Annotated in this window: 24 protein-coding genes; 11 read left to right on the top strand and 13 right to left on the bottom strand. The window is 64.5% G+C overall.

Annotation, left to right across the window (positions count from 1 at the left end; all coding sequences use genetic code 11):
* Nucleotides 1–26: 26 nt before the first annotated feature.
* From HOP53_RS16890 to typA, 4 genes are all read right to left on the bottom strand, one after another.
* Complete coding sequence (locus HOP53_RS16890; RefSeq protein WP_234271116.1) at nucleotides 27–1,472, bottom strand: sodium-dependent transporter; 1,446 nt, start codon at nucleotides 1,470–1,472, stop codon at nucleotides 27–29.
* A gap of 232 nt (nucleotides 1,473–1,704) precedes the next feature.
* Nucleotides 1,705–2,031, bottom strand: a complete 327-nt coding sequence (locus HOP53_RS16885) for a hypothetical protein (protein WP_234271115.1) — start codon at nucleotides 2,029–2,031, stop codon at nucleotides 1,705–1,707.
* Between the two features lie 29 nt (nucleotides 2,032–2,060).
* Complete coding sequence (locus tag HOP53_RS16880) at nucleotides 2,061–3,599, bottom strand: amidohydrolase family protein (RefSeq protein WP_234271114.1); 1,539 nt, start codon at nucleotides 3,597–3,599, stop codon at nucleotides 2,061–2,063.
* A 170-nt stretch (nucleotides 3,600–3,769) separates the two neighbouring features.
* Complete coding sequence (gene typA, locus HOP53_RS16875; protein ID WP_234271113.1) at nucleotides 3,770–5,617, bottom strand: translational GTPase TypA; 1,848 nt, start codon at nucleotides 5,615–5,617, stop codon at nucleotides 3,770–3,772.
* A 316-nt stretch (nucleotides 5,618–5,933) separates the two neighbouring features.
* On the opposite strand from typA, the gene HOP53_RS16870 reads away from it, so the two are divergent.
* On the top strand, nucleotides 5,934–6,530 hold the full coding sequence (locus HOP53_RS16870; protein ID WP_234271112.1) for a glycosyltransferase family protein: 597 nt from the start codon (nucleotides 5,934–5,936) through the stop codon (nucleotides 6,528–6,530).
* Between the two features lie 9 nt (nucleotides 6,531–6,539).
* Here HOP53_RS16870 and HOP53_RS16865 read toward each other — a convergent pair whose 3' ends face one another.
* A complete protein-coding gene (locus HOP53_RS16865; RefSeq protein ID WP_234271111.1) occupies nucleotides 6,540–7,511 on the bottom strand; it encodes a Bug family tripartite tricarboxylate transporter substrate binding protein in 972 nt (323 codons plus the stop codon).
* A gap of 809 nt (nucleotides 7,512–8,320) precedes the next feature.
* On the opposite strand from HOP53_RS16865, the gene glnA reads away from it, so the two are divergent.
* The 7 genes from glnA (at nucleotide 8,321) to HOP53_RS16830 (ending at nucleotide 16,722) form a co-directional block, all read left to right on the top strand.
* On the top strand, nucleotides 8,321–9,727 hold the full coding sequence (glnA, locus tag HOP53_RS16860) for a glutamate--ammonia ligase (protein ID WP_234271110.1): 1,407 nt from the start codon (nucleotides 8,321–8,323) through the stop codon (nucleotides 9,725–9,727).
* Nucleotides 9,728–9,902: 175 nt separating this feature from the next.
* Nucleotides 9,903–10,472, top strand: coding sequence for a DUF4124 domain-containing protein (locus HOP53_RS16855; RefSeq protein WP_234271109.1), 570 nt, complete (start codon nucleotides 9,903–9,905; stop codon nucleotides 10,470–10,472).
* A gap of 316 nt (nucleotides 10,473–10,788) precedes the next feature.
* Nucleotides 10,789–11,835, top strand: a complete 1,047-nt coding sequence (glnL, locus tag HOP53_RS16850; RefSeq protein ID WP_234271108.1) for a nitrogen regulation protein NR(II) — start codon at nucleotides 10,789–10,791, stop codon at nucleotides 11,833–11,835.
* A complete protein-coding gene (gene ntrC, locus HOP53_RS16845) occupies nucleotides 11,828–13,237 on the top strand; it encodes a nitrogen regulation protein NR(I) (protein ID WP_010626400.1) in 1,410 nt (469 codons plus the stop codon). Before glnL ends, ntrC begins: the two co-directional genes overlap by 8 nt.
* A 203-nt stretch (nucleotides 13,238–13,440) precedes the next feature.
* Nucleotides 13,441–14,610: a zinc-dependent alcohol dehydrogenase gene (locus HOP53_RS16840; protein ID WP_234271107.1), complete on the top strand. Its 1,170-nt coding sequence runs from the start codon at nucleotides 13,441–13,443 to the stop codon at nucleotides 14,608–14,610.
* Between the two features lie 45 nt (nucleotides 14,611–14,655).
* A complete protein-coding gene (locus HOP53_RS16835; protein WP_234271106.1) occupies nucleotides 14,656–15,255 on the top strand; it encodes a hypothetical protein in 600 nt (199 codons plus the stop codon).
* Nucleotides 15,256–15,384: 129 nt separating this feature from the next.
* A complete protein-coding gene (locus tag HOP53_RS16830) occupies nucleotides 15,385–16,722 on the top strand; it encodes a deoxyguanosinetriphosphate triphosphohydrolase (protein ID WP_234271105.1) in 1,338 nt (445 codons plus the stop codon).
* Between the two features lie 43 nt (nucleotides 16,723–16,765).
* Here HOP53_RS16830 and HOP53_RS16825 read toward each other — a convergent pair whose 3' ends face one another.
* Nucleotides 16,766–17,680, bottom strand: a complete 915-nt coding sequence (locus tag HOP53_RS16825; protein WP_234271577.1) for a nuclease-related domain-containing protein — start codon at nucleotides 17,678–17,680, stop codon at nucleotides 16,766–16,768.
* 181 nt (nucleotides 17,681–17,861) lie between these two features.
* Between HOP53_RS16825 and HOP53_RS16820 the strand changes: the two genes are divergently transcribed.
* Complete coding sequence (locus tag HOP53_RS16820) at nucleotides 17,862–18,731, top strand: NAD-dependent protein deacetylase (RefSeq protein WP_234271104.1); 870 nt, start codon at nucleotides 17,862–17,864, stop codon at nucleotides 18,729–18,731.
* Here HOP53_RS16820 and HOP53_RS16815 read toward each other — a convergent pair.
* The 3 genes from HOP53_RS16815 to HOP53_RS16805 all read right to left on the bottom strand — a co-directional run bounded on the left by HOP53_RS16815 (nucleotide 18,703) and on the right by HOP53_RS16805 (nucleotide 20,324).
* A complete protein-coding gene (locus HOP53_RS16815; protein WP_234271103.1) occupies nucleotides 18,703–19,113 on the bottom strand; it encodes a YbaY family lipoprotein in 411 nt (136 codons plus the stop codon). The two genes, HOP53_RS16820 and HOP53_RS16815, sit on opposite strands and share 29 nt — an antisense overlap.
* A 13-nt stretch (nucleotides 19,114–19,126) precedes the next feature.
* Nucleotides 19,127–19,501: a translation initiation factor Sui1 gene (locus tag HOP53_RS16810; RefSeq protein WP_234271102.1), complete on the bottom strand. Its 375-nt coding sequence runs from the start codon at nucleotides 19,499–19,501 to the stop codon at nucleotides 19,127–19,129.
* 124 nt (nucleotides 19,502–19,625) lie between these two features.
* Nucleotides 19,626–20,324: an HAD family hydrolase gene (locus HOP53_RS16805; RefSeq protein WP_234271101.1), complete on the bottom strand. Its 699-nt coding sequence runs from the start codon at nucleotides 20,322–20,324 to the stop codon at nucleotides 19,626–19,628.
* A 473-nt stretch (nucleotides 20,325–20,797) separates the two neighbouring features.
* On the opposite strand from HOP53_RS16805, the gene HOP53_RS16800 reads away from it, so the two are divergent.
* Together HOP53_RS16800 and HOP53_RS16795 are read left to right on the top strand one after the other, a co-directional pair.
* A complete protein-coding gene (locus HOP53_RS16800; protein ID WP_234271100.1) occupies nucleotides 20,798–21,208 on the top strand; it encodes a hypothetical protein in 411 nt (136 codons plus the stop codon).
* Nucleotides 21,209–21,655: 447 nt separating this feature from the next.
* Entirely contained in the window at nucleotides 21,656–21,979 is a 324-nt protein-coding gene (locus HOP53_RS16795; protein ID WP_234271099.1) for a hypothetical protein, read from the top strand.
* Nucleotides 21,980–22,055: 76 nt separating this feature from the next.
* Here the strand turns inward: HOP53_RS16795 and HOP53_RS16790 are convergent, their stop codons facing one another.
* From HOP53_RS16790 to HOP53_RS16775, 4 genes are all read right to left on the bottom strand, one after another.
* Entirely contained in the window at nucleotides 22,056–23,441 is a 1,386-nt protein-coding gene (locus tag HOP53_RS16790; RefSeq protein ID WP_234271098.1) for an SLC13 family permease, read from the bottom strand.
* Between the two features lie 68 nt (nucleotides 23,442–23,509).
* Entirely contained in the window at nucleotides 23,510–23,866 is a 357-nt protein-coding gene (locus HOP53_RS16785) for a hypothetical protein (protein WP_234271097.1), read from the bottom strand.
* Nucleotides 23,867–24,032: 166 nt separating this feature from the next.
* Nucleotides 24,033–25,097, bottom strand: a complete 1,065-nt coding sequence (fba, locus tag HOP53_RS16780) for a class II fructose-bisphosphate aldolase (protein WP_234271096.1) — start codon at nucleotides 25,095–25,097, stop codon at nucleotides 24,033–24,035.
* A gap of 76 nt (nucleotides 25,098–25,173) precedes the next feature.
* Entirely contained in the window at nucleotides 25,174–26,337 is a 1,164-nt protein-coding gene (locus tag HOP53_RS16775; protein ID WP_234271095.1) for a phosphoglycerate kinase, read from the bottom strand.
* Nucleotides 26,338–26,342: the final 5 nt, after the last annotated feature.

The raw sequence follows: 26,342 nt of genomic DNA, 5'->3' as shown, positions 1-26,342 counted from the left end.
TTGGCGGCGACGGCTTTCTCGTGCTGCTACTGTTGCTGACTGTTTTCGGCCAGGAAGGTGCGACCGGCGGCAAAGGCGCCGACGATGACCAGGGCACCGACGGTAGGTACCAGATAGCCTTCCACCTGCGGAATGGTGCGCAGGAAGACAAAGGCGACCGCAGCGGGTGCCACGAAGCGTACCAGGAAGCGCCATACCTGGAACCAGGTTTCGCTGGTGCGCATCTCCTTCATCACCTCGGAGTGGGTCAGCGCCCAGCCGGCGAACAGAGCGATCAGCAGGCCGCCCAGCGGCATGAAGATGTTGGTCAGCAGCTCGATGAAGTCGAAGGCGCTGCGGCCGAACAGCGTGTGGAAGGGGCTGGCCTCGGCCCACATGTTGAAGCTCATCACCGTCAGCAGGCCCAGTGCCCAGCTGGCCACCACCATGGCGAACACCGCCTGGGGGCGGGTGAGGTCGAAGCGCTCGACGAGGAAGGCGGCCACCGGCTCGATCAACGAGATCGAGGAGCTGATGGCGGCCCCTAGCACCAGGATGAAGAACACGCCACCGATCAGCGCGCCGAAGGGCATCTCGGCGAAGGCCAGCGGCAGGGTGACGAACATCAGCCCCGGGCCGGCACCGGCGTCGAGGCCGGCGCCGAACACCAGCGAGAAGATCGCCAGGCCCGCCACCATGGCCACCGCGGTATCGACGAAGGCCACGGCGAAGGCGGTGCGGCTGAGCGAGGCCTCGCTGGACATATAGGCGCCGTAGGCCATGATCGCGCCCATGCCGAGACTCAGGGTGAAGAACGACTGACCCATGGCCTGCAGCCAGCCTTCGAGGCTCAGATCGGCCAGATTGAAGGTGAACAGGAAGCTAGCCGCCGCGCCGAAGTCGCCGTTGGCGATGCCGTAGCCCAGCACCACCAGCAGGATCACGAACAGCGCCGGCATCATGATGCGCAGCCCGCTTTCGATCCCCCTGTGAATGCCCAGGCCGACGATCAGCCCCGAGGCGATGATGAACAGGGTGTGATAGAGCGTGAGCAGCCCCGGCGAGGCCAGCAGCGCATCGAAGCCGGCCCCGATGGTGGCGGCATCGGCGCCGACCAGCGAGCCGGTGAGCATCTGCCAGGTGTAGTGAATGGCCCAGCCGGCGATCACTGAATAGAAGCTCAGGATCAGGAAGGCGGCCGCGGCGCCCAGCCAGCCGATCGACTCCCAGGCGCGGGAGGTCTTGTGGGTACGGATCAGAAAGCGCATGCCCATTATCGGGCTTCTGCGGCTGGCGCGCCCGAGCATGGTTTCGGCGATCAGGATCGGAATGCCGACGGCGAAGATGGTCAGGGCATAGATCAGAATGAAGGCACCGCCGCCATTCTCGCCGGTCAGGTAGGGAAAGCGCCATAAATTGCCGAGCCCCACCGCCGAGCCGACGGCGGCCAGCAGGAAGGTGCCCTTGTGTGTCCAGACGTTGTGCGTACTCATGGTGTCTTCGAAATCCGTCTTGTGGCCTTTTGAGCCCGCGATGTCGCTACCTTGGGCCGTGCGGGTGGGGCCTGCCGGGAGCGCGTACACTGTGCGACAGAACCCGTTTCGTGGCCAGTGGTAAATCGTTAAGGATCCGTTGGACGCGGCAGATGACGCGGCCGTGCGATCATGGAAGTCCGTGTGATCATGAAAGCCCGTGTGATCATGAGAGTCCGTGCGATCATGAAAGTCACTTGGGCTCCTCGTCCGGCTCGTCGCTATCTCCCGGCCGCGGCTCGAAGGCGCGGCATTCGTCTGCCAGCCTCACCGTATCGCCCAGGGCCAGCTTGCCGATGAGCTTGCGCCGCTTGCCGCTGTACGGCTCGATCAGCGCTACCACCTCGCCGATGCTGGTGCCATTGACGTAGGCCTCGACCCGCACCCTGACCACCAGGCCCTGATAGCGGGCCGAGAGAATGTCGCCCGGCCCCGGGTCGGAGTAGCCGGTGGGGTTCTTCTGGTAGTGGCGCATGACGCTGTCGGCGCCGGGGTCGTCCCATTCCACGTGGCGATGCATGGTTCGCTCCTTCTCTCTCGTGGTCGCTGTCAGTCGAACAGGCGGCGATCGACGCCGGCGGCCTCGAACAGATAGTCGCGGGAGGCGGTGAGCTCGTCGCGCAGACGGGGAAGGTCTGCCCCCAGCAACTGGCCGCGCCACTTGCGGATGCGCCCGCCGACCAGCACCGTCTCGACGTTGCTGCGCTCCATCAGGGTGACCACCGCCCCCGGCACGTTGTTCAGCGGCGCCACATTGATCGCCTCGGCGTCCAGCAGCAGGATGTCGGCCTCCTTGCCCGGCGTCAGCGAGCCCACCCGCTGCTCCAGCCTCAGCCCCTTGGCGCCGCCCATGGTCGCATAGCGGATCACCTCTCGCGACGTCAGCAGCGCTGGCCGCTCCTCTTCGCCCTGCAGCGCCAGCTCATTGACGAACATCCGCTGCAGCGTCAGCGTCGAGCGCATCTGGGTGAAGAAATCGGCCGTCATGGTGCACTCCACGTCGCTGGAAAGCGAGGGCAAAATGCCCAGTTCCGACGTTTTCATCAGTGGTGGCGTGCCGTGGCGCATGGTCATCTCGATGGGCACCGCCAGCGACACGTGAGCGCCGGCATCGCGCACCGCCTGCCAGGCCATATCGCTCATGCCGGTCATGTGGATGAGGATGTGGTTCTCGGCGAGCTGGCCGCTTGCCGCCAGCTCATCGAAGGTCTCGGCCATGCCGAGGCTGCCCACCACGTGGTAGGCCAGCGGCAGCTCCAGCTCACGGGCCAGCGCCCAGGCGGCTTCGTGGTCGGGCAGGTAGATCTCGCCGCCCATCACCATGGTCATCAGGCCGTCGGCGGAGAGCCCATCGCCGCTGGCGAAGTACTGCTCGCGAAGGCGACTTGCGTCCTGCGGGTATCGGCTGTGCTCACCCTGGCCCTCGAAGTAGCCGAACACGCTGCGCCGGACGGAGTCGCGCAGGCCTTCCAGCGCGGCATCGGAGTGCTCGGGACTGTGATGGATCTGGCTGGTGTCCATCACCGTGGTCACTCCGGCATCGAGCTGGCTGAGCGAGCCGAACAGCACGTTGATGTAGACATCCTTGGGGCGGTAAACCGGGGTCAGCTTGCCGAGGATGTGATCCATGTAGTTGGGCGAGCCTTCCGGCGTGCCGTCGTCGAACATGATGCCGTCGGCCAGGAAGCTGCGCAGCGCCGTCTCGAACAGATGATGGTGGGTGTCGATGAAGCCCGGCATGACGATGCGCCCGCGGGCGTCGATCACCTCGGCGTCGTCGGCCTCGAGTTCGGCGCCGACAGCGACGATGCGACTGCCTTCGATCAGAACGTCGCCGTGGGCGAAATCGCCGACACTGTCGTCCATGGAGAGCACGTGGCCGCCGCGGATCAGTACGCGCCGCCCCGCCTCGCCGCTGTGTGCCGGCATCTCGCTGCGGGCTTCGTCGCTGCGAGTGGCGACGCTGGGAGAGCCGTTGGCGGAGGCGAGCAGGCCGCCGCCGGTCATGGCGCCGGCCCCTGCGGCCAGGGTGCCCTTGAGGAACTCGCGGCGTGTCGCGCCGGCGCGCGCTTTGCACAGCTTGCACATGGTGTTCTCTTGCTCCCCTGGCTGGTCAGTAAGTCGGCTGCGGTCAGCTTCAACCTAGGTTCTGGGAGTGCGAAATGCCAAGAATCGGGCCTGCAAGTGCGGCAGGATGCGCGGGCGAAAAAAAACCGGCGCCAGATGCTGGCGCCGGTTGGGGGATGCGAAAGCGAGGCTTACTTCTTGGCGCGCTTGCGCTCGTGCTCCTTGAGGAACTTCTTGCGCAGGCGAATGTGGTTGGGGGTGATCTCCACCAGCTCGTCGTCGTCGAGGAACTCGATGGCTTGCTCCAGGCTGAACTTCACTGGCGGGGTCAGCACGATGTTCTCGTCGTTGCCCGAGGCACGCATGTTGTCGAGCTTCTTGCCCTTGGTGGGGTTGACCACCAGGTCGTTGGCACGGTTGTGGATGCCCACCAGCATGCCTTCGTAGACCTCGGTGCCGTGATCGATGATCAGCTTGCCGCGCTCCTGCAGGGCGTAGAGCGCGTAGGCCAGCGCCTTGCCGTCGACCATCGAGACCAGCACGCCGTTACGCCGTTCGATGGCGGCGTCGGGCTTGAGCGGGCCGTAGTGGTCGAAGCGGCTGGTGAGGATGCCGGTGCCCGAGGTCAGGGTCAGGAACTGGCCGCGGAAGCCGATCAGTCCGCGCGCGGGGATGATGAAGTCCAGGCGCACGCGGCCCTTGCCGTCGGGGTTCATGTTGGTCAGCTCGCCCTTGCGGTAGCCGAGCTCCTCCATGATCGAGCCCTGGTGCTGCTCCTCGCAGTCGATGATCACCTCTTCGTACGGCTCCTGCTTGACGCCGTCGATCTCCTTGAGGATGACCTCGGGGCGGCCCACCGCCAGCTCGAAGCCTTCACGACGCATGGTCTCGATCAGTACAGAGAGGTGCAGCTCGCCGCGGCCGGAAACCTTGAACTTCTCCGGGCTCTCGCCCTGCTCCACGCGCAGCGCCACGTTGTGGATCAGCTCCTGGTCGAGGCGATCCTTGATGTTGCGGCTGGTGACGTACTTGCCGTCGCGCCCGGCGAAGGGCGAGTCGTTGACCTGGAAGGTCATGGAGACGGTAGGCTCGTCCACCGACAGCGGCGGCAGTGCCTCGACGGCGGCCGGGTCGCACAGGGTATCGGAGATGGAGAGCTCGTCGATACCGGTGATGCAGACGATGTCGCCGGCGGTGGCGAGTTCGGTCTGCACGCGCTCCAGGCCCAGGTGGGTCATCACCTGGCCGACCTTGCCCTTGCGGGTGTTGCCTTCGGTGTCGACCACCACGATCTGCTGGTTGGGCTTGACCGAGCCGCGCTTGATGCGGCCAAGGCCGATGACGCCCACGTAGCTGGAGTAGTCCAGCGCCGAGATCTGCATCTGGAACGGGCCGTCGAGCTCTACCGCCGGCGGCTCGACGATGTCGACGATGGCCTGGAACATGGGCGACATGTCCTCGGCCAGCGACTCCGGCTCCATGCCGGCGATACCGTTGAGCGCCGAACAGTAGACGATCGGGAAGTCGAGTTGCTCGTCGGTGGCGCCGAGGTTGTCGAACAGATCGAAGATCTGATCGATGACCCAGTCGGGGCGCGCGCCGGGACGGTCGATCTTGTTGACCACCACGATCGGTTTGAGCCCTTGGGCGAAGGCCTTCTGGGTCACGAAGCGGGTCTGCGGCATGGGGCCGTCGACGGCGTCGACCAGCAGCAGCACCGAGTCCACCATCGACATCACGCGCTCCACCTCGCCGCCGAAGTCGGCGTGTCCGGGGGTGTCGACGATGTTGATGTGGTAGTCACGGCCGTTGCCGTCCTGCCAGCGAATCGCGGTGTTCTTGGCCAGGATGGTAATGCCGCGCTCCTTCTCCTGGTCATTGGAGTCCATGACCCGCTCCTGGCCTTCGGCCTTGCGATCGAGCGTGCCGGACTGACTCAGCAGCTTGTCGACCAGGGTGGTCTTGCCGTGGTCGACGTGGGCGATGATGGCAATATTGCGCAAACTCTCGATGCGAGAGGGGGTTACAGCTGTGTTCATAAGGTGTGACTCATCAACAGGGGCGCACCTATGACCACATTGAAGTGAGGTCCCCTAGGCGCTGGGTAGGGAGTGGAGGCGCATTGTACAGATAACAAGGGATGGGGAATAGCACTACCGGGCGATATGACCGTCCTCAGCCCGCTGCATCGTCCTGTCCCATGCATTCTGCTTTGACCCGACCATGTTCTCTACCGGCAATGGCTGGGCAGGCGCTGAAAAAACTCGCTGGAAAATTCATTAGCGACCTTTTTGGATACCTTTCTACACTCAACTAAACAAACAGTAACTCATGTACACCTGCGGAGCCCGGGCAATGCCGACTTACAGTGTCATTCTCGATGCTCGCACTGCAGGAGCCCAGCTGCCACGCAGCCTGGTGATCCTTGAGCGGGTCACGGGCAACTGGAAAGAGGCGCATGAGCTGCTGCTGGTGGACGATACCGGCGACCGGCGCCTGCCCGACCTGGCACGGCGACATCGAGCGACATTGCTGCCGTGCATTGCGCCCACCCAGGGCGCTCGGCTCAACGCCGCCGTCGATGCCAGCCACGGCGAGCTGCTGCTGTTCCCCGGCCTGGTCGACCGTCGTGTGCTCGAGTGGCTGAGCGACTGGCTGCCGGAGGTGGAAGCGGAAAGAACCTGGGATGTGGCAGTGCTGCCGGTGCATCGCGACGGTCGGCTGCTGCGCTGGTGGGGCTGGATGCAGCGGACCGCCTCGGGGGTTACCTTCTGGGTTGACCGGACCTGGTTCGAGCTCATCGGCGGCTTCGATCCGCAGCTGGACAGTGAGGCCCCCGCCGACCTGCTCGACCGGCTGCGCGCCTGCGGCGCTCGCCTCTGGCGGGCGGATCACGATATGGCCAGATATAAGGCGCAGTGCCCACCGCAAGGTGGGCACTGTCGCGGCTAGGCGCGTGGCTCAGTCCTCCTCGGGTACGCCGCCCATGCGCTCGAGCAGTTCACGATAGTTCTCCGACTGAGCGTAGAGCAGCTCGGTGGCTTCCTCTTCGCCGCGGAAGTGCACCGGCATCAGAATGCGCTCTTCGGTGATTTCGATAAAGCGCTCGTCCTGGGTGGCGGCTTCCAGCGCCTCGGCCAGACGTTCCACGTGAGCATCGGGGGTACTCTTCGGTACCACCACCACGCGGAAGTCGGAGGTGTCGATATCATACCCGGCTTCCATCACGGTGGGGGCATCGGGGTAGGCGAACAGGCGCTCGCCGTCCATGCTCAGCAGCACCGGCATCTCGCCGGTCTCGGCGTAGCCGGAGTGGGTGCCGCCGCTGTAGCCGAAGTCGACGTCGCCGGAGAGGATCAGCGGCGCCATGCCGCCACCGCCGGAGGTGGGCACGATGCGCAGGTCGAGCCCCTCCTGCTCCATGATGTACTCGATTACCAGACGGTCTAGAGCGTGTTGAGTGGCATAGCTGGTGCCCGGATTCTCACGGGCATACTCCACCAGGTCTTCCCAGCTGTCGCCGAAGGGGCGGTTCTCGCCGGTGACAATGGCATGCTGCACGGTGGTGATGCTGGCGACGTAGCGGAAGTCGTCCAGGGTGAAGTCGGTATCGTGGGCGTGGGGCGCGAAGGTGAGCGTGCCGTTGGTGCCGGCATAAACGAAGGTGTGCCCCTCGTCCTGATTGTTCATCAGGCGCGTCAGCGATACCGCGCCGCCGGCGCCGGGCTGGTTGACCACGTTGACCGGCTGGCCGAGGTTCTCCTCCAGCACGTTGGCCAGCACGCGGGCCTGGATGTCGGTGGAACCGCCAGCGGCGAAGCCCACCACCAGGGTCAGGGGTTTGGTTGGGAAGTCCTCGGCCTGGGCCAGGCCGGCCGCGCCGAAGGCCATGGAAGCGGCAAGTACCGCGGTGCCGATCGTTGTCATTTTCATTCTTGTCCCCTCTTTGTTGTCGTGCGCCCTCGGTACGAGCAGCGCTGGGTTGTCAGGCGTGGGCAGGCTTTCTCCTGCTTGGCCTCAAGTGCTGCTGCCCCCGGGGTGTCCGGGAGCGCAGTGCAAAAACTCGGTCCTCGGCTCAGCTGGCACAGGAGGATCACCACCGGGATCGCGATGTGCGGCGGCACGCTGGTGCTGGCGAATCAGCGCAACGGCGGCGAGGCCCAGGCCCGGCCAGAAGTGCATGCGTGGCGTATCGGGCATAGTGGAGCGAGCAGGTTATTTATTGGTTAGTGGGCAGCAGGCAGCAATTTTTCTTGAGCTAGGGCTTGTCGCTAAAAACTTTTGCTGAGTTAAGCTCGGACCTAGCACCCTATGCGCTGGTGGGGTCCGTCTCAATCCATCGATTCGACGCTTAATCAACGCAAGCGCGTGAGCCCGACGGGCAGGTGTTATCTATGGTGGTGGAAGCTGATGGGCCAACATGGTGCAAAGATGAAAAAAACGCACCATCATGGCGCGAAAAAAAGCCTGAAAATCGCCCGGCACCATGATGCACCGCGCTGCCGCCACAGAGTGGTGCATGTGGGTGGACGGGTTTTTTAAACGTGAACAGTGGCTTGCGTGCTGACGGGGCATTGATGGTGCAGGTTGGCACGCAACCTGCATTAGGTTGGCCAGCGCCATGTTCGTGCATGGTGAACGTGGGCAGGATATCTGCCGCGTGCTACAACACATGCTGGAATGAACCAGCGCAGTGGACTTCAGCCAAAACGTATCGAGCTACCGCTCAAACGGAGGACACAATGTCAGCCAAGACTCTCGCCCTGATCGAAGAACATGATGTGAAGTGGGTAGACCTGCGCTTCACCGACACGCGGGGCAAGGAACAGCACGTCACCATTCCGGCCCGTGACGTCAACGAGGAGTTCTTCGAGAACGGCCAGATGTTCGATGGCTCCTCCATCTCCGGCTGGAAGGGCATCAACGAGTCGGACATGATCCTGCGTCCGGAAGACGGTACCGCCTTCCTCGACCCGTTCACCGAAGACGCCACCCTGGTGGTGCGCTGCGACATCATCGAGCCGGCCACCATGCAGGGCTACGAGCGCGACCCGCGTTCCATCGCCAAGCGCGCTGAAGCCTACCTGCAGTCCACCGGCCTGGGCGATACTGCCTTCTTCGGCCCCGAGCCCGAGTTCTTCATCTTCGACGAAGTGCATTGGAAAGCCGACATCGAAGGCGCCATGTACAAGATCACCTCCGAAGAGGGTGCCTGGGCCACCGATCGCCAGCTCGAAGGCGGCAACCTGGCGCACCGTCCGCGGGTCAAGGGCGGCTACTTCCCGGTGCCCCCGGTCGACAGCTTCCACGATATTCGCGGCGCGATGTGCAACACCCTGGAAGCCATCGGCCAGACCGTCGAGGTGCACCACCACGAGGTGGCCAACGCCGGCCAGAACGAGATCGGCGTGAAGTTCAACACCCTGGTGAAGAAGGCCGACGAAGTTCAGGAAATGAAGTACGTGATCCACAACGTGGCCCACGCCTACGGCAAGACCGCCACCTTCATGCCCAAGCCGCTGGTCGGCGACAACGGTAGCGGCATGCACGTGCACCAGTCGTTCTGGAAGGACGGTCAGAACCAGTTCGCCGGCGACCAGTACGCGGGCCTGTCCGAAATGGCGCTCTACTACATCGGCGGCATCATCAAGCACGCCCGTGCCCTGAACGCCTTCACCAACGCTTCGACCAACTCCTACAAGCGTCTGGTGCCGGGCTTCGAGGCGCCGGTCATGCTGGCCTACAGTGCCCGCAACCGTTCTGCCTCCATCCGCATTCCCTACACCGCGAGCCCGAAGGGCAAGCGTGTCGAGGCTCGCTTCCCCGACCCGACCGCCAACCCCTACCTGGCCTTCGCCGCCATGCTGATGGCCGGTATCGACGGCATCAAGAACAAGATCCACCCCGGCGATGCCATGGACAAGAACCTCTATGACCTGCCGCCGGAAGAGGGCAAGCTGGTTCCGACCGTCGCCAGCAGCCTGGATCAGGCGCTCGAGGCGCTGGACGCTGACCGTGCGTTCCTCACCGAAGGTGGCGTGTTCACCGATGACATGATCGATGCTTACATTGAGCTGAAGATGGAAGATGTCGAGCGTATCCGCATGACCACGCATCCGATCGAGTTCGACATGTATTACAGCTGCTAAGCAGCCGCCGCGTCCGGTGGCATTGCTGCCGGTCCGCCGCGAAGGGCCCCGCATTGCGGGGCCTTTTTTGTCGTACACTAGGCGGAACGTTCCGTTACGTGCACCCGACTCCGCCCTGCTCATGCCCGGGTTAGGCCCACGGGTAAGCTGCGGAGCAGCCAAGGGGAAGCGACCCATGTTCAAGCTGATCGTGCCGTGCCTGCTGGGAGTGCTGGTGGCTTGTTCGGCGCAGGCCACGACCATCTATCGCACCACCGATGCCCAGGGCAACGTGATCTTCACCGACGACCCCAATCGCGGCGGCGAGCCGGTCCAGCTGGCACCGGTGACCGTGATTCCTGCGCGTAGCGAAGGGCGACGGGCCGAGCCGCCGCGGGTCGAGGGAACTGCCCCACGGGAGAGTCAGTCACCGGGCCAGCCGTTCATGCCCTACGACACCTTCCGTATTCGCTCGCCGGGGCGCGGGGGCGAGCTTCCCGCCAGCTACGCCGGCAATCTGCAGGTCGAGCTGGCCATCGTGCCGGCGCTGCGCCCCGACCACCGCGTGAGGCTGCTGGTCGACGGCCAGGTAAGCCAGACCGCCATGCATACCAGTGCCTTCATGCTGACCAACCTGCCCCGCGGCGAGTACGTGTTGCAGGCCGAGCTGCTCGATGCTCAAGGCCAGATACGCCACCGCACGGCGCCGGTCTCGCTTTACGTTCAGCGCACCAGCGCCACGCAGCCGCAGGGTGCCGGTGGCTGAACGCCTTCTGCGCATCGCTCGCGCAGAGAATTGCCCCGATATCGATAGGACGTCGCGCCATGGTGGGTGAGGTCGGTGCAATCTTCACTGGCGCCTCCCAATAGCATGCACCATTATGGTGCATGAGTGGGTGCTGCATCCGCCCCGAAACGGCGCCATATCGCACTTGCAAGGGTTGGCGCGCTTCTTGCTTCCTTCTTGTGTAGGGGCAGGGGGCGCCCATGGGAGATGCCGCTTCGGCGATGAGCCGGGCATGCGCCAAGACGATGCAAACGCAGCGCTCAGTCCCCCTTCATTTTGCGAGAAAAGGTCGAAAATGTATCGACGCCTGATGGAACACCTCACCACGGCGGTGCTGCTGCTGGACGATGAGCTGCAGTTAAGCTGGATGAATCCGGCGGCCGAGGCCCTGCTGGCAGTCAGCCTGGGCCGGGTCAAGGGACACAGTCTGGCGGCACTGCTGGTCGAAGACGATGGCATGGGCGAGGTGCTGGCCAAGGCGCGGGACGACCAGCATCCCTTTACCCAGCGCGAAGTTCGCCTGGCGCTGCTGGGCGGCGGCGTGGTGACCATCGACTATACGGTCACGCCGCTCTCCTCGGCCGAGCTGCTGGTGGAAATGGAGCCACGCGACCGTCTGCTGCGAATATCCCGCGAGGAAGCCCTGCTCAATCGTCAGGAAGCGATCAAGGTGCTGTCGCGGGGGCTGGCCCACGAGGTGAAGAACCCGCTGGGCGGTATCCGTGGCGCCGCGCAACTGTTGGAGCGCGACCTCGACGACCCCGCCCTGCGTGAGTTCACCCATATCATCGTCGAGGAGGTCGACCGCCTGCGCGACCTGGTCGACAGCATGCTGGGACCGAACAAGCTGCTGCGTCACGAGCCGCTCAACGTACACAAGGTGCTGGAGCGGGTGCGTACGCTGCTTTCCGCCGAGACGCCGGGGGTGAGAATCGAGCGCGATTACGACCCCAGCCTGCCGGATTTTCCTGGCGACGAGGCGCAGATGATCCAGGCGGTGCTCAACGTGGCGCGCAACGCGGTGGAAGCCATGACCGAAGCCGGAACCGAAGCGCCCAGTCTACTGCTGCGTACCCGCGCCCGCCGCCAATTCACCCTGGGCGCCGAGCGTCATCGCCTGGTCTGTGAGGTGGCCTTGATCGACAACGGCCCCGGCGTTCCCGAAGCCCTGCAGGAAACCCTTTTCTACCCCATGGTATCGGGGCGTGCCGACGGCAGTGGACTGGGACTGTCCATTGCCCAGGGCATTCTGCATCAGCATCAAGGACTGATCGAATGCGAGTCCCGCCCCGGGCATACCGAATTTCGTCTGCTTATTCCACTGGAGAAGCGCCATGACTGATGTCGCACGTGTCGCGGTGGTCGACGACGACCGCGCCATTCGCTGGGTGCTGGAGCGCGCCCTGGCTCAGCCCGACCTCGAGGTCGAGTGCATCGACCGGGCCGATATGGCGCTCAGCCGTCTTCTCGACGATCCCCCCGACGTGCTGGTCACCGACATCCGCATGCCGGGTATCGACGGCCTGGACCTGATGTCGCGGGTCCGCGAGGTGCATCCCGATCTGCCGGTCATCGTCATGACCGCCCACTCCGACCTCGACAGCGCCGTGGCGTCCTATCAGGGCGGCGCCTTCGAATACCTACCCAAGCCCTTCGACGTCGACGAGGCGCTGGCCCTGGTGCGCCGCGCCGTGGCCCACGCCCGCGAGCGCAAGCGGCCGGTGAGCGTGCCTGAAGGGCTGAGCGCCGAGATCATCGGCGAAGCACCGGCGATGCAGGAGGTGTTTCGCGCCATCGGCCGCCTGTCGCACTCGCACATTACCGTACTGATCAATGGCGAGTCGGGTACCGGCAAAGAGCGCGTGGCTCGCGCCCTGCATCAGCACAGCCCGCGCGCGGCCCACCCGTTCATTGCGCTGAACATGGCCGCCATCCCGCGCGATCTGATCGAGTCCGAGCTGTTCGGGCACGAGAAGGGGGCTTTCACCGGCGCCACCGCCCAGCGCCAGGGACGCTTCGAGCAGGCCAACGGCGGCACGCTGTTCCTCGACGAGATCGGCGACATGCCGGCCGAGACCCAGACACGGCTGCTACGGGTGCTGGCCGACGGCGAGTTCTATCGCGTCGGCGGTCATACCCCGGTCAAGGTCGACGTGCGCATCATCGCCGCCACGCACCAGAACCTGGAGGCGCTGGTGGAGGACGGTCGCTTCCGCGAGGACCTCTTCCATCGCCTCAACGTGATTCGTGTCCACCTGCCCAAGCTCGCCGAACGGCGCGAGGACATTCCTCGCCTGGCGCGGCACTTCCTGGCCGAGGCGGCCAAGGAGCTCGCTACCGACGTCAAGGTGCTGACCAAGGATGCCGAGACTCACCTGACCCGGCTGCCGTGGCCCGGCAACGTGCGCCAGTTGGAGAACACCTGCCGCTGGCTGACGGTGATGGCCTCGGGGCGCGAGATTCTGGTCGAGGACCTGCCGCCGGAGCTGCGCCAGGGCGAGGGCGGTGAGGCGCCCAGCGGTGACTGGCGTGCCGCCTTCCGCGACTGGGCCGACCGCGCCCTGGCGGCGGGTCATACCCATCTGCTGGAGGAGGCGGTGCCGGACTTCGAGCGCATCCTGATCGAGACGGCGCTGAAACACACCGGCGGGCGCAAGGGCGAAGCCGCCGAGCTGCTGGGCTGGGGGCGCAATACACTGACGCGCAAGCTCAAGACGCTGTTGCCCTCACTGGCGGAAGACTGAGGCGGGCACGGAAGTCTGTGATGGACAACGGTGCCAACTGCGGGTGACCAGCGCCCGGCGCTTGCCAGGGCGCCGGGCCGCCCGTCCGAGCAAAGGATCGTAACCTAGCTACCAAACTCCCTTACCTGTCGCCGGACGCCGCTGAACTAAGGTGAAGTCCAGGTCATTCGCTTTCGCAGGCAGTCAAAGACAGGGAGAGAGTCATGAAAGCGCTGTGTTGGCACGGCAAGAACGATATCCGCTACGAAACGGTTCCCGACCCGCAGATCGAGCATCCCCGCGACGCCATCATCAATGTCAGCAGCTGCGCCATCTGCGGCTCCGACTTGCACTTGTTCCACCACTTCATTCCGGCCATGGAATCGGGCGATGTGGTGGGGCATGAGTTCATGGGCGAGGTGATGGAGGTCGGCAGCGAGACCCGCGAGCTCAAGGTCGGCGACCGCGTCGTGGTGCCCTTCACCATCACCTGCGGCGAGTGCGAGCAGTGCCGGCGCGGCAATTTCTCGCTGTGCGAGCGCTCCAACCGCAACAAGGCGCTGGCCGACAAGGTGTTCGGCCATGCCGGGGCCGGCTTGTTCGGCTACTCGCATCTCACCGGCGGCTATGCCGGCGGCCAGGCGGAATACGTGCGCGTGCCCTTTGCCGACACCACCCACGTCAAGGTACCCGACAGCCTGAGCGACGAGCAGGTGCTGTTCCTCGGCGATATCTTCCCCACCGGCTGGCAGGCCGCGGTGCAGTGCGACATCGAGCCCACCGATACCGTGGCCATCTGGGGTGCCGGGCCCGTCGGCCAGTTCTGCGTGCGTAGCGCCGTGCTGCTGGGTGCCGAGCAGGTGGTGGTGATCGACAACGTGCCCGAGCGCCTGGCCATGGCCGAGGCCGGCGGGGCGATCGCGATCGACTTCGACGAGGAGAGCGTGCTCGCCCGCCTGCAGGAGCTGACCCGGGGCAAGGGGCCGGAGAAGTGCATCGACGCGGTGGGGCTGGAGTCTCACGTGCCGCGCTCCCTCGATTCGGTCTACGACCGCTTCAAGCAGGCGATGATGCTGGAGAACGACCGCGCCCACGTGCTGCGCGAGATGATCTACGTCTGCCGTCCCGGCGGTATCTTGTCGATCCCCGGCGTCTACGGCGGCTTGATCGACAAGGTGCCCATGGGGCCGCTGATGAACAAGGGCCTGACCGTGCGCACCGGTCAGACCCACGTCAAGCGCTGGACCGACGAGCTGCTGGGTCTGATCGACGAGGGGCAGATCGACCCTTCCTTCGTGGTCACCCACAGCGCCGGCCTGGAGCAAGGGCCCGACATGTACAACACCTTTCGCGACAAGCAGGACGGCTGCGTGAAGGTGGTACTCAAGCCTTGAGCGGCTTGTGCGCCGGGTGCAGAAAACCGACATGGAGGTGAACAGATGAATCTCGACCGGAGCCATTCGCTGCAGGCCAGCGACAGGCTGGCACGTGGGCTCGGCTGGCTGGGCATCGGGCTGGGTCTCTACCAGCTGCTGGCGCCGCGCAGCGTGACAAGAGCGCTGGGCGTGGAAGGGGCGGAAGCCATCGTGCGCCTTTGCGGCGCACGCGGTGTGGCCACCGGTATCGGTGCGCTGAGCGTCAATCCCAAGCCCGCGCTGTGGGCGCGCAGTGCCGGCGATGCGCTGGATGTGGCGGCGCTGCTGGCGCTGCTGGCCGACCGCGACCACCCCAAGCACGGCAGCGTCAAGCTGGCGCTGGTGGCGGTGGGGGCAAGCACGGCGGTAAGCCTGTATTGCGCTCAGGACCAGACCCGGCGGCACGCCTACCAGGCTGGACGCACACCCGACTACAGTGGGCGCAGCGGCTTTCCGCAAGGGGTGGAGCGCGCCCGGGGAGCGGCGGCGCGCGGTGACGGCCTGCCCGCTCGCCCCATGGCGCTGCCTTCGCCGGCACGTTCGCCGGGGCCTCGTCTGCAGACCACCACTGTGCGCCAACGCGATACCAGTGGTTACATCAAAGGCAGCGACTACGATTACTGAGCTCCTTTTCGCCAGACGAGAGCTTCAGGCCGAGCCTCATCAGGCTCGGCCTGTTGCATTGTCGAGGCGTGACGACCATGGCCATGTCGCCCCTGCCAGTGCCAGAATGAGGGCTTCAGGAGGAAGCCCATGACGCAGATGCATTGGCAGCAGTTGCTCGACCCCTCACGGCTGCATGGCAAGCCCACCAGCGGGCGTGACGAGATCGGGCGCAGCCCGTTTCACAAGGACCATGACCGCATCGTCTTCTCCGGCTCGTTCCGGCGGCTCGGACGCAAGACCCAGGTCCACCCGCTGACCGACAACGACCATATCCACACCCGCCTGACTCACTCGCTAGAGGTGGGCTGCGTGGGGCGCAGCCTGGGCATGATCGTCGGCGAGCTGCTGCGCGAGCGGCTACCGAAATGGATCACACCGGCCGATCTCGGCGTGATCGTGCAGGCCGCCTGCCTGGGACACGACATCGGCAACCCGCCCTTCGGGCATGCCGGCGAATACGCCATCCGCGACTGGTTCAAGCGCGCCGAGGCAGACGGCAGCGGGTTGCTCGAAGGACTTTCCGAGCGCGAGCGCGCCGATCTGCTGACCTACGAGGGCAATGCCCAGGGCTTCCGCATCGTCACGCAGATCGAATACAACCAGTTTCGCGGCGGTATGCGTCTCACCGCGGCAACCCTGGGCACCCTGCTCAAGTACCCCTGGACCGTGGAGCACGGCGGTAGCGCCGGCAAGTTCGGCTGCTACCAGTCGGAGCGGCCGCTGCTGGAGGACGTGACCCGCTGCCTGGGGTTGCTGCCCCGCGGCGAAGGGCGCTGGTGTCGCCACCCGCTGGCCTGGCTGGTAGAGGCGGCCGACGACATCTGTTACGCCCTGCTCGACCTAGAGGACGGCCTGGAGATGGGCATCCTGCGCTTCGAGGAGGTCGCCGAGGTGCTGTTGCAGATCGCCGGAGATGCGCCCTCGGACTATGCGCGCATGGCCCGCGACGGCGTCTCCCAGCGGCGGCGCATCGCCGCACTGCGCGGTGCCGCCATGGAGCGGGCGGTCAACGATGTGGGGGCCGTGTTCGTCGAGCACGAGAGCGCCCTGCTCAACGGCACGCTCGAAAGCGACCTGCTCGAACTCTGCCATCCCGACCTGGGCTGGGGCGTGGCGGCGGCCAAGCAACTGGCCCGAGAACGGATCTTCCAGAACGAGCGCAAGGCCAAGCTGGAGATCGGCGCCTATACCACCCTGGGCATCCTGCTCGAGGCTTTCATCGGCGCCGCCCATGAGCTGCACTTCAGCGGACAATCGAGCTTCAAGCATCAGCGGGTGCTGGCGCTGATCGGCGAGAACACCCCGCGCCCTTCCTGGCCGCTGTACGACAGCTACCGGCGCATGCTCGACTTCATCGGCGGTATGACCGACCACTACGCCGTCGACCTGGCCCAGGAGATGGGAGGTCGGCTCAGGGGAGACTGAGCCGTGGGGTGAAAGGGAGAAGGGTGGTGAAAGGTAAAAAAGCTCAGATCGAGGGTTCGTAGAGTGCCGGGTTACGATCCAGCTCGGCGGCACGTTCGATCAGCGCCTCGATCACCCTGTCGTGCAGTTCGTCGTCGAGCTCGCCGAGGCGCCGCTCGCTGAGCTGCTGGGAGAGCGCTTCACCGCTGACCACCATTAGCCCTTCGGGGGTGCCGGCGCAGGTGATGTCCCAACCGGGTAGGGTGAGCACGCCCATGACCGGCACCGGCTGGCCGCAGCGCTGCTCCAGCCAGCCGGCCAGCCAGTGGGAGGCGCGCAGTGTCTTGAGAATCGGGCGATGCTCGCTCCAGCCCGGGAAGCGCAGCCGCTCTGGCTCGACGGTGACGACGTTGACCTCGCGCCCGTCCGCAGTGAACGGCCGCGTGCGTGCGCGGGTCTCGACCACGAAGACGCCGTGGGGGGTGATGGCCACGTGGTCGATGATGTCGCTATCCGTAGGCACGTCGTGGAAGACGAAGTAGGGATGCGCCTCGGGGCTCACCATGCGCTCCAGCTCCTGGCCCACGGCCAGGTCGCAGGCCAGCCCCAGCTTGATGCGCCGGATGTGCTGGAAGTCGCGAATCAGCAGGAAGCAGTAGACCAGTACCAGCGCCGTGCTCAGCGCCCCGTACAGCGCCCATTCGACCCAATTCTGGCGACTGGCGAAGAGCATTCGGCCCATGCCATAGACCAGTGGCGCCAAGGTCAGGATGGGGCCCAGGGCACCGTTGAGAAACAGCGTGGCGAAGGCACGGTCGAGCCGATTGCGCAGGGCCTGGCCGGGCTCTCTCAGGGGGCGTGCGTTGAACGGCGAGCGAACCCGGGCATCGTGCAGGTTGCGCAAGGCGATGACGATGACGGCCATGGCCCCGAGCGGAAAGAGGAAGATGAGTGGCAGCAGGTATTCCAGCCAGGCCATGGGTTCGTCCTTGCCGGTGGAGTCACGTGAGCGTGACATTCTAGACAACCTGAGGCGCCCGGAGCCATCTTCAGTACTGTGTCTTCAGTACTGTGTCTTCAGTACTGTGTCTTCAGTACCATGTCTAAAGTACTAGGTCTTCGGTACAGAGGCGTATGCGCCGCAGCATGACGGATAGATCATGAACGATACACGACAGCCAGCCGGGACAGAAGCGGCCGAACGCCTGCGCGAGTTTCTGGCACGTCATTCCAGCCTGGCGGTGCTCACCGGTGCCGGGGTCAGCACCGACAGCGGCATTCCTGCATACCGGGACGAAGCGGGTGCGTGGAAGTGCGCGCCGCCCATGCAGCATCAGCAGTTCATGAGCAGTGCGGCCGCCAGGCAGCGCTATTGGGCGCGTGCGCTGGTGGGCTTTCGTACCCTGCACGGCGCCCGCCCCGGCGCTGCCCATCGGGCCCTGGCACAGCTGGAGCAGGCCGGCGTGGTGCTTGGCGTCATCACTCAGAACGTCGATGGGCTGCATCAGAAGGCCGGTTCGTGCAACGTCATCGACCTGCATGGACGTGCCGAACAGGTACGCTGCATGGGCTGCGGGGCGCTGCGCATGCGTCATGACCTGCATGCCGAGCTCGCCGAGAGCAATCCCGAATGGCTCGAGCACGAGGCCGAAGTGCGCCCCGATGGCGATGCCGCCCTCGAAACCGATTTCTCCACCTTCGAGGTGCCCGGCTGCTCACGCTGTGGGGTAGGGATCTGGAAGCCCGACGTGGTGTTCTTTGGCGACAGCGTGCCCAGAGAGCGAGTCGAGCGGGCTCGGGCACTGGTCGAAGGCGCCGAAGCCCTGCTGGTGGTGGGCTCGTCGCTGATGGTCTATTCCGGCTACCGCTTCGCCCGTCAGGCCAGCGAGGCCGGCCTGCCGATCGCTTGTCTCAACCGCGGGCGCACCCGCGGCGATGCGCTTTATTCGCTCAAGCTCGAAGCGCCGATCGGGCAGGTGCTCGAAGCCGCCGCGCTCGCGTTTACGGGCGTGGCTCGAGCGGCAGGCTGACCGGGCCTCGGCCGCCAGACGGCATCTCCACTGGCTCCGGTGTGATGTGCGTGATGCGACCCTGCTGGCGCAGCTCGGCGGCCAGTCGCGGCGCGCTGGCCGCCTCTAGAGTGCGCCGGTCGAAGCGCAGCGCCGCAGGCCAGGGGCCGGCCCCGCTTGGCTTCGCCCGCGTTTCTGCCAGGGTTCCCCCGGCATCGCTCAGCCAGACGCGCAGTTCGGCATCCTGGGCAAGCTCCACGCCGCTCGGTGGTTCGACCTGCACGTCCAGTTCGGCGAACTCGGGGGTGCCGGCGCAGCCCGCCAGTATCAGCAGCGTCAGCGCAGTAATGGCGATACGCTGACGGCGCATAGCGCTCAGCAGGGAATTTCGTGCAACAGCCATGTCGTCTCCTCGTTCAGCCACCGGCAAGCTTGACGGTAAAGCCCCGGCGCTCGAGCTCGGCCTTCAACAGCTCGCGGTGATCGCCCTGGATCTCGATGATGCCATCCTGCAGCGAGCCGCCGGTTCCGCAGCGTTTCTTGAGCGTCTTGGCCAGCGCCTTGAGCTCGGCGACGGGCAGCGGAATGCCACTGATGGTGGTGACTCCCTTGCCCTTGCGACCGCTGGTTTCGCGGCGAATGCGCACGACGCCGTCCAGCGCTGCGAGGCGCTCCTGCTCGGCGAGTTCGCTGCAGCGGCAGTCGGCCTGGGGCTGGCGGCAGCCGGGGCACATGTCACCGTGTTCGGTGGAGTAGACCAGGCCGCGCAGCTGGTCCTGCAGTGAGGCCATGAGAGCTCCTGGCATCGGGCAGCATGAGTGTGAGGCGATGATAACGCCCTGGGGAAGGGTCTGCCTATGGCCTGGGGGGCCGGTTACGCCCTGATGCGATCATGTCACGCAAGTACATGGCCGATCAGCGGGCGTAAGCGAACTGCCGGCTCTCCTGTGCCCGTGTGTGGGCCAGGTTCTCGATCACGGTGGGCAGCTGATACATGCTGCTGATCATGATGGCGCCTTCCGGGGTTTCCTCGGCGTCGGGGAAGCGATTCAGGTGAATCACTGTCATGCCGGCATCGAGCGCGGCCTTGACGCCGACCAGGGCATCGTCGATGGCGATGCAATCTTCGGCATCGAAGCCCATCGCCGTGGCGGCATGCAGATAGAGGCGGGGATCGGGTTTCCAGCAGTTGGCGCTATAGGCGCTGTAGAGGTGCGTGCCGAAGAAGTCGCCGAAGCCGATGGCTTGCAAGGAGGTACGGATCTTGTTTTCGGGCCCGTTGGAGACCACGCCGCAGGGATAGTCGATCAAGGCCATGAGAGCTTCGCGAGCCCCGGTGATGGCGGTGAGTTCGGTTTCGAGGCGTCGATTGAGATTGCTGCGCATCTCGGTTTCGGTCTCGGCCAGATGGAGGGGATCGACGCTGCCGTAGCGCTCCTCGAGCGCTGCCACGATGTTGCGGAAGCGGCTGCCACGAAATTCACCGATGTAGTCGCTGGCCTGGAAGGGCAGCCCCAGCCGAGTCAGGCTGGTCGCCATCTCGGCGGCCAGCAGGGGTTCGCTGTCGACCAGCGTGCCATCACAATCGAAGAGCAAGCAAAAGTGGCGAATCATACCGAACTTCCTTCGCAGTCTCGTGACTGTCGAGCTTGATACCTCTTGTATCGGCATGCAGGGCTTGAAGTTTAGGCCGCTGCATGTTTGCGAACGCTGTTTCCTAAGTATTGCGCGTAAGCGCGCCATATTCAAGTCCCTGAGTAACATCGCGTCGCAGCCTGCAATGGGCAGTTAGCGAGGACTTCGCCTGCTGGGAGTGTGCCTGCCTAGAACAGACCCATGTGTCATAACGCACCACCTTCGGGACGCTTATACAGCCGCTGTTGGCAATTCTGTGGTGATGTTATCTTGTTGTTTTTAAAATATTTTTTATTGAACTCTGGTTGGTTTGGCCCAAGACGTGCAGCGTTCAGGTCGAGCAGGACATGCCGGTAGGACACAGCTAAACGAGCAACGCTAGCTCTCCGGTATGACGTGAAGCCTCGGCTTCGATAGGAAAATTCACGTTCAACTCCTTTGGAGGTGCGAACATGATGTCCAAGGAATTTCTCAAGAAACTCGGCATTTTCGGTATCACTGTTGGCCTGAGCGCCAGCCCGTTGGCCTTTGCCGATTTCCATGACGAAGAGGACGAGCAAGGCGCAGTACCGCAGGAGACCGTGCCGGGTGAAGATGCTGGTGCAGGCATGGGTACTGATGCCGAGACTGACATGGGTACCGGTGCTGGTGCGGAAGCCGATGGTGGACTGGGCACCGATGCTGAGACTGATATGGGTACCGGTGCTGGCGCTGATGCCGATGTGGGCGTTGGTGCAGGTGCTGACGCCGAAGGCGACACCGGCTTCAATGGTGACGACGGCTTCGACGCCGACGATGAGTGGGAAGAAGAGAACGAAGAGGAAGAATGGGAAGAGGATGAGGATGACGACCAGGATTGGTAAAGCCTGACGCCCAGGGATGGGCAGTCGCTGTCAAGGAGGATGGCGACGTCATCTGAAGGTTGAAGCATTCAACCTCCTCGGAACCGCCCCCGGCATTGCCGGGGGCGGTTTTGTTTATCTTGTTTTTTATATATTCATTTGTATATTGGTTATATATTATTGGCCTAGTGTTAATAAAGTGTTATTGTTCAATTTCTCGCGAGAAATGCCTAAGCAGTTCTGACATGGTCAATATGTGCCCATGTGACATATTTCTCCACTTTGTCTGATTTGCCATGTTTATTATGAAGCCTTCGAATTGTCTATAAGTTATTGTTTTAATTGCACTTATGCTTATGCATGCCAAGTTGGCCTGCATCTCGCTTTATCCAAAGGGCGATCGGAATCACTGTCACAGGGTTTCGAATCATTCAGGAAAGCAGTTCAAACTTCGCTGGAGGTACGAACATGATGTCCAAGGAATTCCTCAAGAAGCTCGGTATCGTCGGTATCACTTTTGGCCTGAGCGCCAGCCCGCTGGCCATGGCCGGTTTTGATGAAGAAGAGCAAGAGGGCCAGGATACCTTCCCTGAAGAGACCGCTCCGGAAACCAGCGGCCAGGCTCCCGTGATCGAAGGCATTGAGTACGAGAACGAGGAGGAAGAGTGGGACGCTGATGAGTGGGAAGAGGAGAACGAAGAGGAAGAGTGGGAAACCGCTGATGACGAGTGGGAAACCGAAGATGAAGAAGAAGAGTGGGAAACCGATGAGGACGACGACCAGGATTGGTAATCGCCTGAACGGGTAGTTCCCCTCTTGTCGCCCCTGGCCTTGGCCGGGGGCGACTCGTTTCTGCGGTACCAAACGCTCAAATCCAGCCGAGCCACTCCCACCACAGATAGTTCAGCGGCCACAGCAACAGCACACTGAGCAGGGCGGTGATCAGGCACAGCCTCGCGGTCTCGCGCAGCGAGATGCGTGCCGCCAGGATGCCGACGATCAAGGGCGGTGCCTGATAGGGCAGCAGCACCGTGGAGAACCCCACCACCTGGGTCATGTAAACGGCCTCCGGTGTCCAGCCGGTGATGTTGGCGAGCCCCGGCGCCATGGGGGTCAGGATGGCGGGGATGCCCGGTAGCGTGACCAGCGTGCCAAGTACCATGGCGAGCCCCGAGAGCATGCCGAAGGCGGCGGCATCGGTGGCTTCGCGCAGCGGCAGCACCGAGAGCAGGCTGCCAGCCACTCGTTCTCCCAGGCCGCTGTGGAAGGCCAGCGCACCGAGGCTGACGATGCCGGCGACGTAGAGAAACGAATCGAAGCTGATCGACTGCAGGGGATTGGGGCCCATCAAGCGGCTACCGGGATACAGGCAGACCAGCGCCACCAGCATGCCGATCCAGGCCGGGGAGATGCCGTGCCAGGCATCGCTCATCCACAGCAGTACCGCTACCGAGAGCAGCGCCGCCAGGCCGAACTCAGGGCGTGAGAGGCGAGGTCTTTCGGCAACCGAGTCGCTGTGCCTGGGCGCGTGTGCCGGGTAGAGCCACAGCATCACCGCAATCAGCAGCAGCGTCTTGAGCAGCCCCAGCACCGGGAAGTGCAGCAGCAGGTACTCGCTGTAATTGGGCGGTGTGCCCAATACCGCCTCGGCGGCCCCCATCAACACATTGTTGGGCACGTTCGCGGGCAGGATGGCGTAGGTGGGCAGGAAGGTGCCCATCATGCCGCCGAGAATCAGCCCGGTGCGGCCCCTGTCACCGGGTTCGTAGCCCAGATGGTCGGCCAGGGTGGTAAGTATCGGCACCATCAGCAGGATGCGCCCCATGCCAGATGGCATGAAGAAGGCCATCGCCAGACCCAGCAGAATCACGCCGATCAGTGCGCGCCGATAGGAACCCTCCAACCAGGGGCCAACGCCCCGGGCCAGCGTATTGCCGAGCCCCGTGTACTGAATCGCCGCCCCGATGATCAGTCCCGAAAACACCAGCCAGGTCGCCGCCGAGCCGAAGCCGGCGAAGACGATGTCCGCCGAGGCCACCCCGGCCACGGTACAGAGTGTGAAGAACACCAGCGCCGTCAGCCACTGCGGTAGCCAGCCCGTCGCCCACAGCCCGATGCACAGCCCAATCACCGCCCCGGCTCTCACCAGCAACGGCTGCTCGGGGCTCAACAGCAGAAACAGGGTCACCGCGACCGTGGCGACGAGTGATATCCACTGGCGCGGGGTAGGCAAGGACTTGGCGGCGGCAGGCATGCGGGCTCCGGTCTCGGACAAGACCGGAGAGTTTAGCAGGCGAAGTAATGGGCGGTCATGCTCGCCGGTCAGCGGCGGCGCGAGAGGCGCCGCGAATTGGCGCTGCTGCGGCGGTGGTAAGGCGCCATGGCGCGTCGGCCGGTGTGCCACCAGGGACTGCCCTGGCCAAAGGCCAGCTGCAGCATGGCTTTCTGTAGCTCGAAGCCTGTCTCCAGGCCGGCTTCGAGCTTTTCGGTCACCATGCGCTGATTCTCTTTGAGCATGCGGGCGCTGGTGGGAGACTGGGTCTGCCACAGTCCATGCCGCATGGTGATGGTGGAGAGTGACGTCGACCAGAGTTCCAGCGTCATGATGCCGAGCTTCCATACGTCCATCATGGCCACGGGATTGAGCGGAATCAGGGAATAGGGGGTCATTGTCTTCATGCCAGGCATCCTTGTGCGGGTTACTCTCACGACTATGTACCGGGCCATTGCTGCGCTGCAATAACCTGGGTTGCGCGGGGCTTCGGGATCTGCACCGGGTCCTGGGGGACAAGCAAGCGAAAAGGCGGCCCGTCGGGGGCCGCCTGTCATTGCCGAGCGATTCGGATCACTTCACCTTCGGATCCAGCTCGCCTCGGGCGTAGCGCCCGTACATCGCTTCGAGGCTGATCGGCTTGATGCGGCTAGCATTGCCGGCGGTGCCGAAGGCTTCGTAGCGGGCGATGCAGATGTCGCGCATGGCCGTGACGGTTTCCTTCAGATACTTGCGCGGGTCGAACTCGCCCGGGTGCTTGGCCAGAAAGCGACGCACCGCGCCGGTGGAGGCCAGTCGCAGGTCGGTGTCGATGTTGACCTTGCGCACGCCGTACTTGATGCCCTCGACGATCTCCTCGACGGGCACGCCGTAGGTTTCGGGGATCTCGCCGCCGAACTCGTTGATCACGGCGAGCCACTCCTGGGGCACCGAGGAGGAGCCGTGCATCACCAGATGGGTGTCGGGGATGCGAGCATGGATCTCCTTGATGCGCTGGATCGACAGCGTGTCGCCGGTAGGCGGCTTGGTGAACTTGTAGGCGCCGTGGCTGGTGCCGATGGCGATGGCCAGGGCGTCGACCTGGGTCGCCTTGACGAACGCGGCGGCTTCTTCCGGGTCGGTCAGCAGCTGGTCGTGGGAGAGCACGCCCTCGGCGCCGATGCCGTCCTCTTCACCGGCCATACCGGTCTCCAGGCTGCCCAGACAGCCCAGCTCGCCCTCCACCGAAACGCCGCAGGCGTGGGCCATCTCGACGGTGCGACGGGTGACGTCGACGTTGTAGTCGTAGTCCATCGGGGTCTTGCCGTCTTCGCCCAGCGAGCCGTCCATCATTACCGAGGAGAAGCCGAGCTGGATCGAGCGCTGACACACTGCAGGCGAGGTGCCGTGGTCCTGGTGCATCACCACCGGGATGTGCGGGAACTCTTCCACCGCGGCCAGGATGAGATGGCGAAGGAAGGGCGCGCCAGCGTACTTGCGCGCACCGGCGGAGGCCTGGACGATTACCGGGGAGTCGGTAGCGTCGGCCGCTTCCATGATGGCGCGCATCTGCTCGAGGTTGTTGACGTTGAATGCCGGAATGCCGTAGCCGCGCTCGGCGGCGTGGTCCAGCATCTGGCGCATGCTGATCAGTGCCATGATCTCACCTGTTCTGTTTCGATCTGTCTGGGGACTAGGGCTGCCGCCCGGCATGGCCGAGCGGCGGCGGGACGGGTCAGTGTGCAGCGTCTTCCAGCGCCTTCACCGCCGGTAGCACCTTACCCTCGACGTACTCGAGGAAGGCGCCGCCGCCGGTGGAGATGTAGGAGACCTGCTGCGCGATGTCGTACTTGTCGATGGCGGCCAGGGTGTCGCCGCCGCCGGCGATGGAGAAGCCGTTGCTCTCGGCGATGGCGCGCGACAGTGCCTCGGTGCCGTGGCCGAACTGGTCGATCTCGAACACCCCCACCGGGCCGTTCCACAGGATGGTGCCGGCGTCCTTGAGCAGACCGGCCAGTCGGCCCGCGGTGTCGGGGCCGATGTCGAGGATCATCTCGTTATCATTTACCTGGTCGACGGGCTTGACCACGGCTTCGGCCGATTCGGAGAACTCGGTGGCCACCACCACGTCGGTGGGCAGCGGGATCTCGACCTTGGCCATCAGTGCCTTGGCCTGTTCGACCAGGTCGGCTTCATACAGCGACTTGCCGACGTTGTGGCCGGCCGCGGCGATGAAGGTATTGGCGATGCCGCCGCCGACGATGAGCTGATCGCACTTGTCGGAAAGGGCGTTGAGCACTTCGAGCTTGGTCGAGACCTTGGAACCGCCGACGATGGCGACCATGGGACGCTTGGGCATGGCCAGCGCTTTCTCCAGGGCGTCGAGCTCGGCGGCCAGCAGCGGGCCGGCGCAGGCCTGCGCGGCGAAGCGCGCCACGCCATGAGTGGAGGCCTGGGCGCGGTGGGCGGTGCCGAAGGCGTCCATTACGTAGATGTCGCACAGGTCGGCATACTGCTGGGCGAGGGTTTCGTCATCCTTCTTCTCGCCGACGTTGAAGCGCACGTTCTCGAGCAGCACCACTTCGCCTTCGGCCAGATCCTGGGCGGTGTCGAGGTAGTCCTTGACCAGCCGCACCGGGCGACCGAGCAGTTCGCCGAGGCGCGCGGCCACCGGCGCCAGCGAGAATTCCTCGGCCGGCTCGCCTTCGGTGGGGCGCCCCAGGTGACTCATCAGCATGACCTTGGCACCGGCTTCCGCAGCTGCCTGAATGGTCGGCAGGCTGGCCCGCAGGCGGGCGTCGCTGGTGACCTTGCCGTGCTTGACGGGTACGTTCAGGTCCTCGCGGATCAGTACTCGCTTACCTTGCAGTGCCAGGTCGGTCATCTTGAGCACGTTCATCGGGC

Origin of the sequence: Billgrantia ethanolica, from assembly GCF_021404305.1 — a bacterium.
Classification (GTDB): domain Bacteria; phylum Pseudomonadota; class Gammaproteobacteria; order Pseudomonadales; family Halomonadaceae; genus Halomonas; species Halomonas ethanolica.
The sequence above is the reverse complement of the archived record's forward strand: the minus strand, read 5'-3'. Positions and strand labels throughout refer to the sequence as shown.

Coding starts and splice junctions, on each gene's coding strand:
- HOP53_RS16890 (WP_234271116.1), bottom strand. CDS start 1,472: ATGAGTACGCACAACGTCTGGACACACAAGGGCACCTTCCTGCTGGCC.
- HOP53_RS16885 (WP_234271115.1), bottom strand. CDS start 2,031: ATGCATCGCCACGTGGAATGGGACGACCCCGGCGCCGACAGCGTCATG.
- HOP53_RS16880 (WP_234271114.1), bottom strand. CDS start 3,599: ATGTGCAAGCTGTGCAAAGCGCGCGCCGGCGCGACACGCCGCGAGTTC.
- typA (WP_234271113.1), bottom strand. CDS start 5,617: ATGAACACAGCTGTAACCCCCTCTCGCATCGAGAGTTTGCGCAATATT.
- HOP53_RS16870 (WP_234271112.1), top strand. CDS start 5,934: ATGCCGACTTACAGTGTCATTCTCGATGCTCGCACTGCAGGAGCCCAG.
- HOP53_RS16865 (WP_234271111.1), bottom strand. CDS start 7,511: ATGAAAATGACAACGATCGGCACCGCGGTACTTGCCGCTTCCATGGCC.
- glnA (WP_234271110.1), top strand. CDS start 8,321: ATGTCAGCCAAGACTCTCGCCCTGATCGAAGAACATGATGTGAAGTGG.
- HOP53_RS16855 (WP_234271109.1), top strand. CDS start 9,903: ATGTTCAAGCTGATCGTGCCGTGCCTGCTGGGAGTGCTGGTGGCTTGT.
- glnL (WP_234271108.1), top strand. CDS start 10,789: ATGTATCGACGCCTGATGGAACACCTCACCACGGCGGTGCTGCTGCTG.
- ntrC (WP_010626400.1), top strand. CDS start 11,828: ATGACTGATGTCGCACGTGTCGCGGTGGTCGACGACGACCGCGCCATT.
- HOP53_RS16840 (WP_234271107.1), top strand. CDS start 13,441: ATGAAAGCGCTGTGTTGGCACGGCAAGAACGATATCCGCTACGAAACG.
- HOP53_RS16835 (WP_234271106.1), top strand. CDS start 14,656: ATGAATCTCGACCGGAGCCATTCGCTGCAGGCCAGCGACAGGCTGGCA.
- HOP53_RS16830 (WP_234271105.1), top strand. CDS start 15,385: ATGACGCAGATGCATTGGCAGCAGTTGCTCGACCCCTCACGGCTGCAT.
- HOP53_RS16825 (WP_234271577.1), bottom strand. CDS start 17,680: ATGGCCTGGCTGGAATACCTGCTGCCACTCATCTTCCTCTTTCCGCTC.
- HOP53_RS16820 (WP_234271104.1), top strand. CDS start 17,862: ATGAACGATACACGACAGCCAGCCGGGACAGAAGCGGCCGAACGCCTG.
- HOP53_RS16815 (WP_234271103.1), bottom strand. CDS start 19,113: ATGGCTGTTGCACGAAATTCCCTGCTGAGCGCTATGCGCCGTCAGCGT.
- HOP53_RS16810 (WP_234271102.1), bottom strand. CDS start 19,501: ATGGCCTCACTGCAGGACCAGCTGCGCGGCCTGGTCTACTCCACCGAA.
- HOP53_RS16805 (WP_234271101.1), bottom strand. CDS start 20,324: ATGATTCGCCACTTTTGCTTGCTCTTCGATTGTGATGGCACGCTGGTC.
- HOP53_RS16800 (WP_234271100.1), top strand. CDS start 20,798: ATGATGTCCAAGGAATTTCTCAAGAAACTCGGCATTTTCGGTATCACT.
- HOP53_RS16795 (WP_234271099.1), top strand. CDS start 21,656: ATGATGTCCAAGGAATTCCTCAAGAAGCTCGGTATCGTCGGTATCACT.
- HOP53_RS16790 (WP_234271098.1), bottom strand. CDS start 23,441: ATGCCTGCCGCCGCCAAGTCCTTGCCTACCCCGCGCCAGTGGATATCA.
- HOP53_RS16785 (WP_234271097.1), bottom strand. CDS start 23,866: ATGAAGACAATGACCCCCTATTCCCTGATTCCGCTCAATCCCGTGGCC.
- fba (WP_234271096.1), bottom strand. CDS start 25,097: ATGGCACTGATCAGCATGCGCCAGATGCTGGACCACGCCGCCGAGCGC.
- HOP53_RS16775 (WP_234271095.1), bottom strand. CDS start 26,337: ATGAACGTGCTCAAGATGACCGACCTGGCACTGCAAGGTAAGCGAGTA.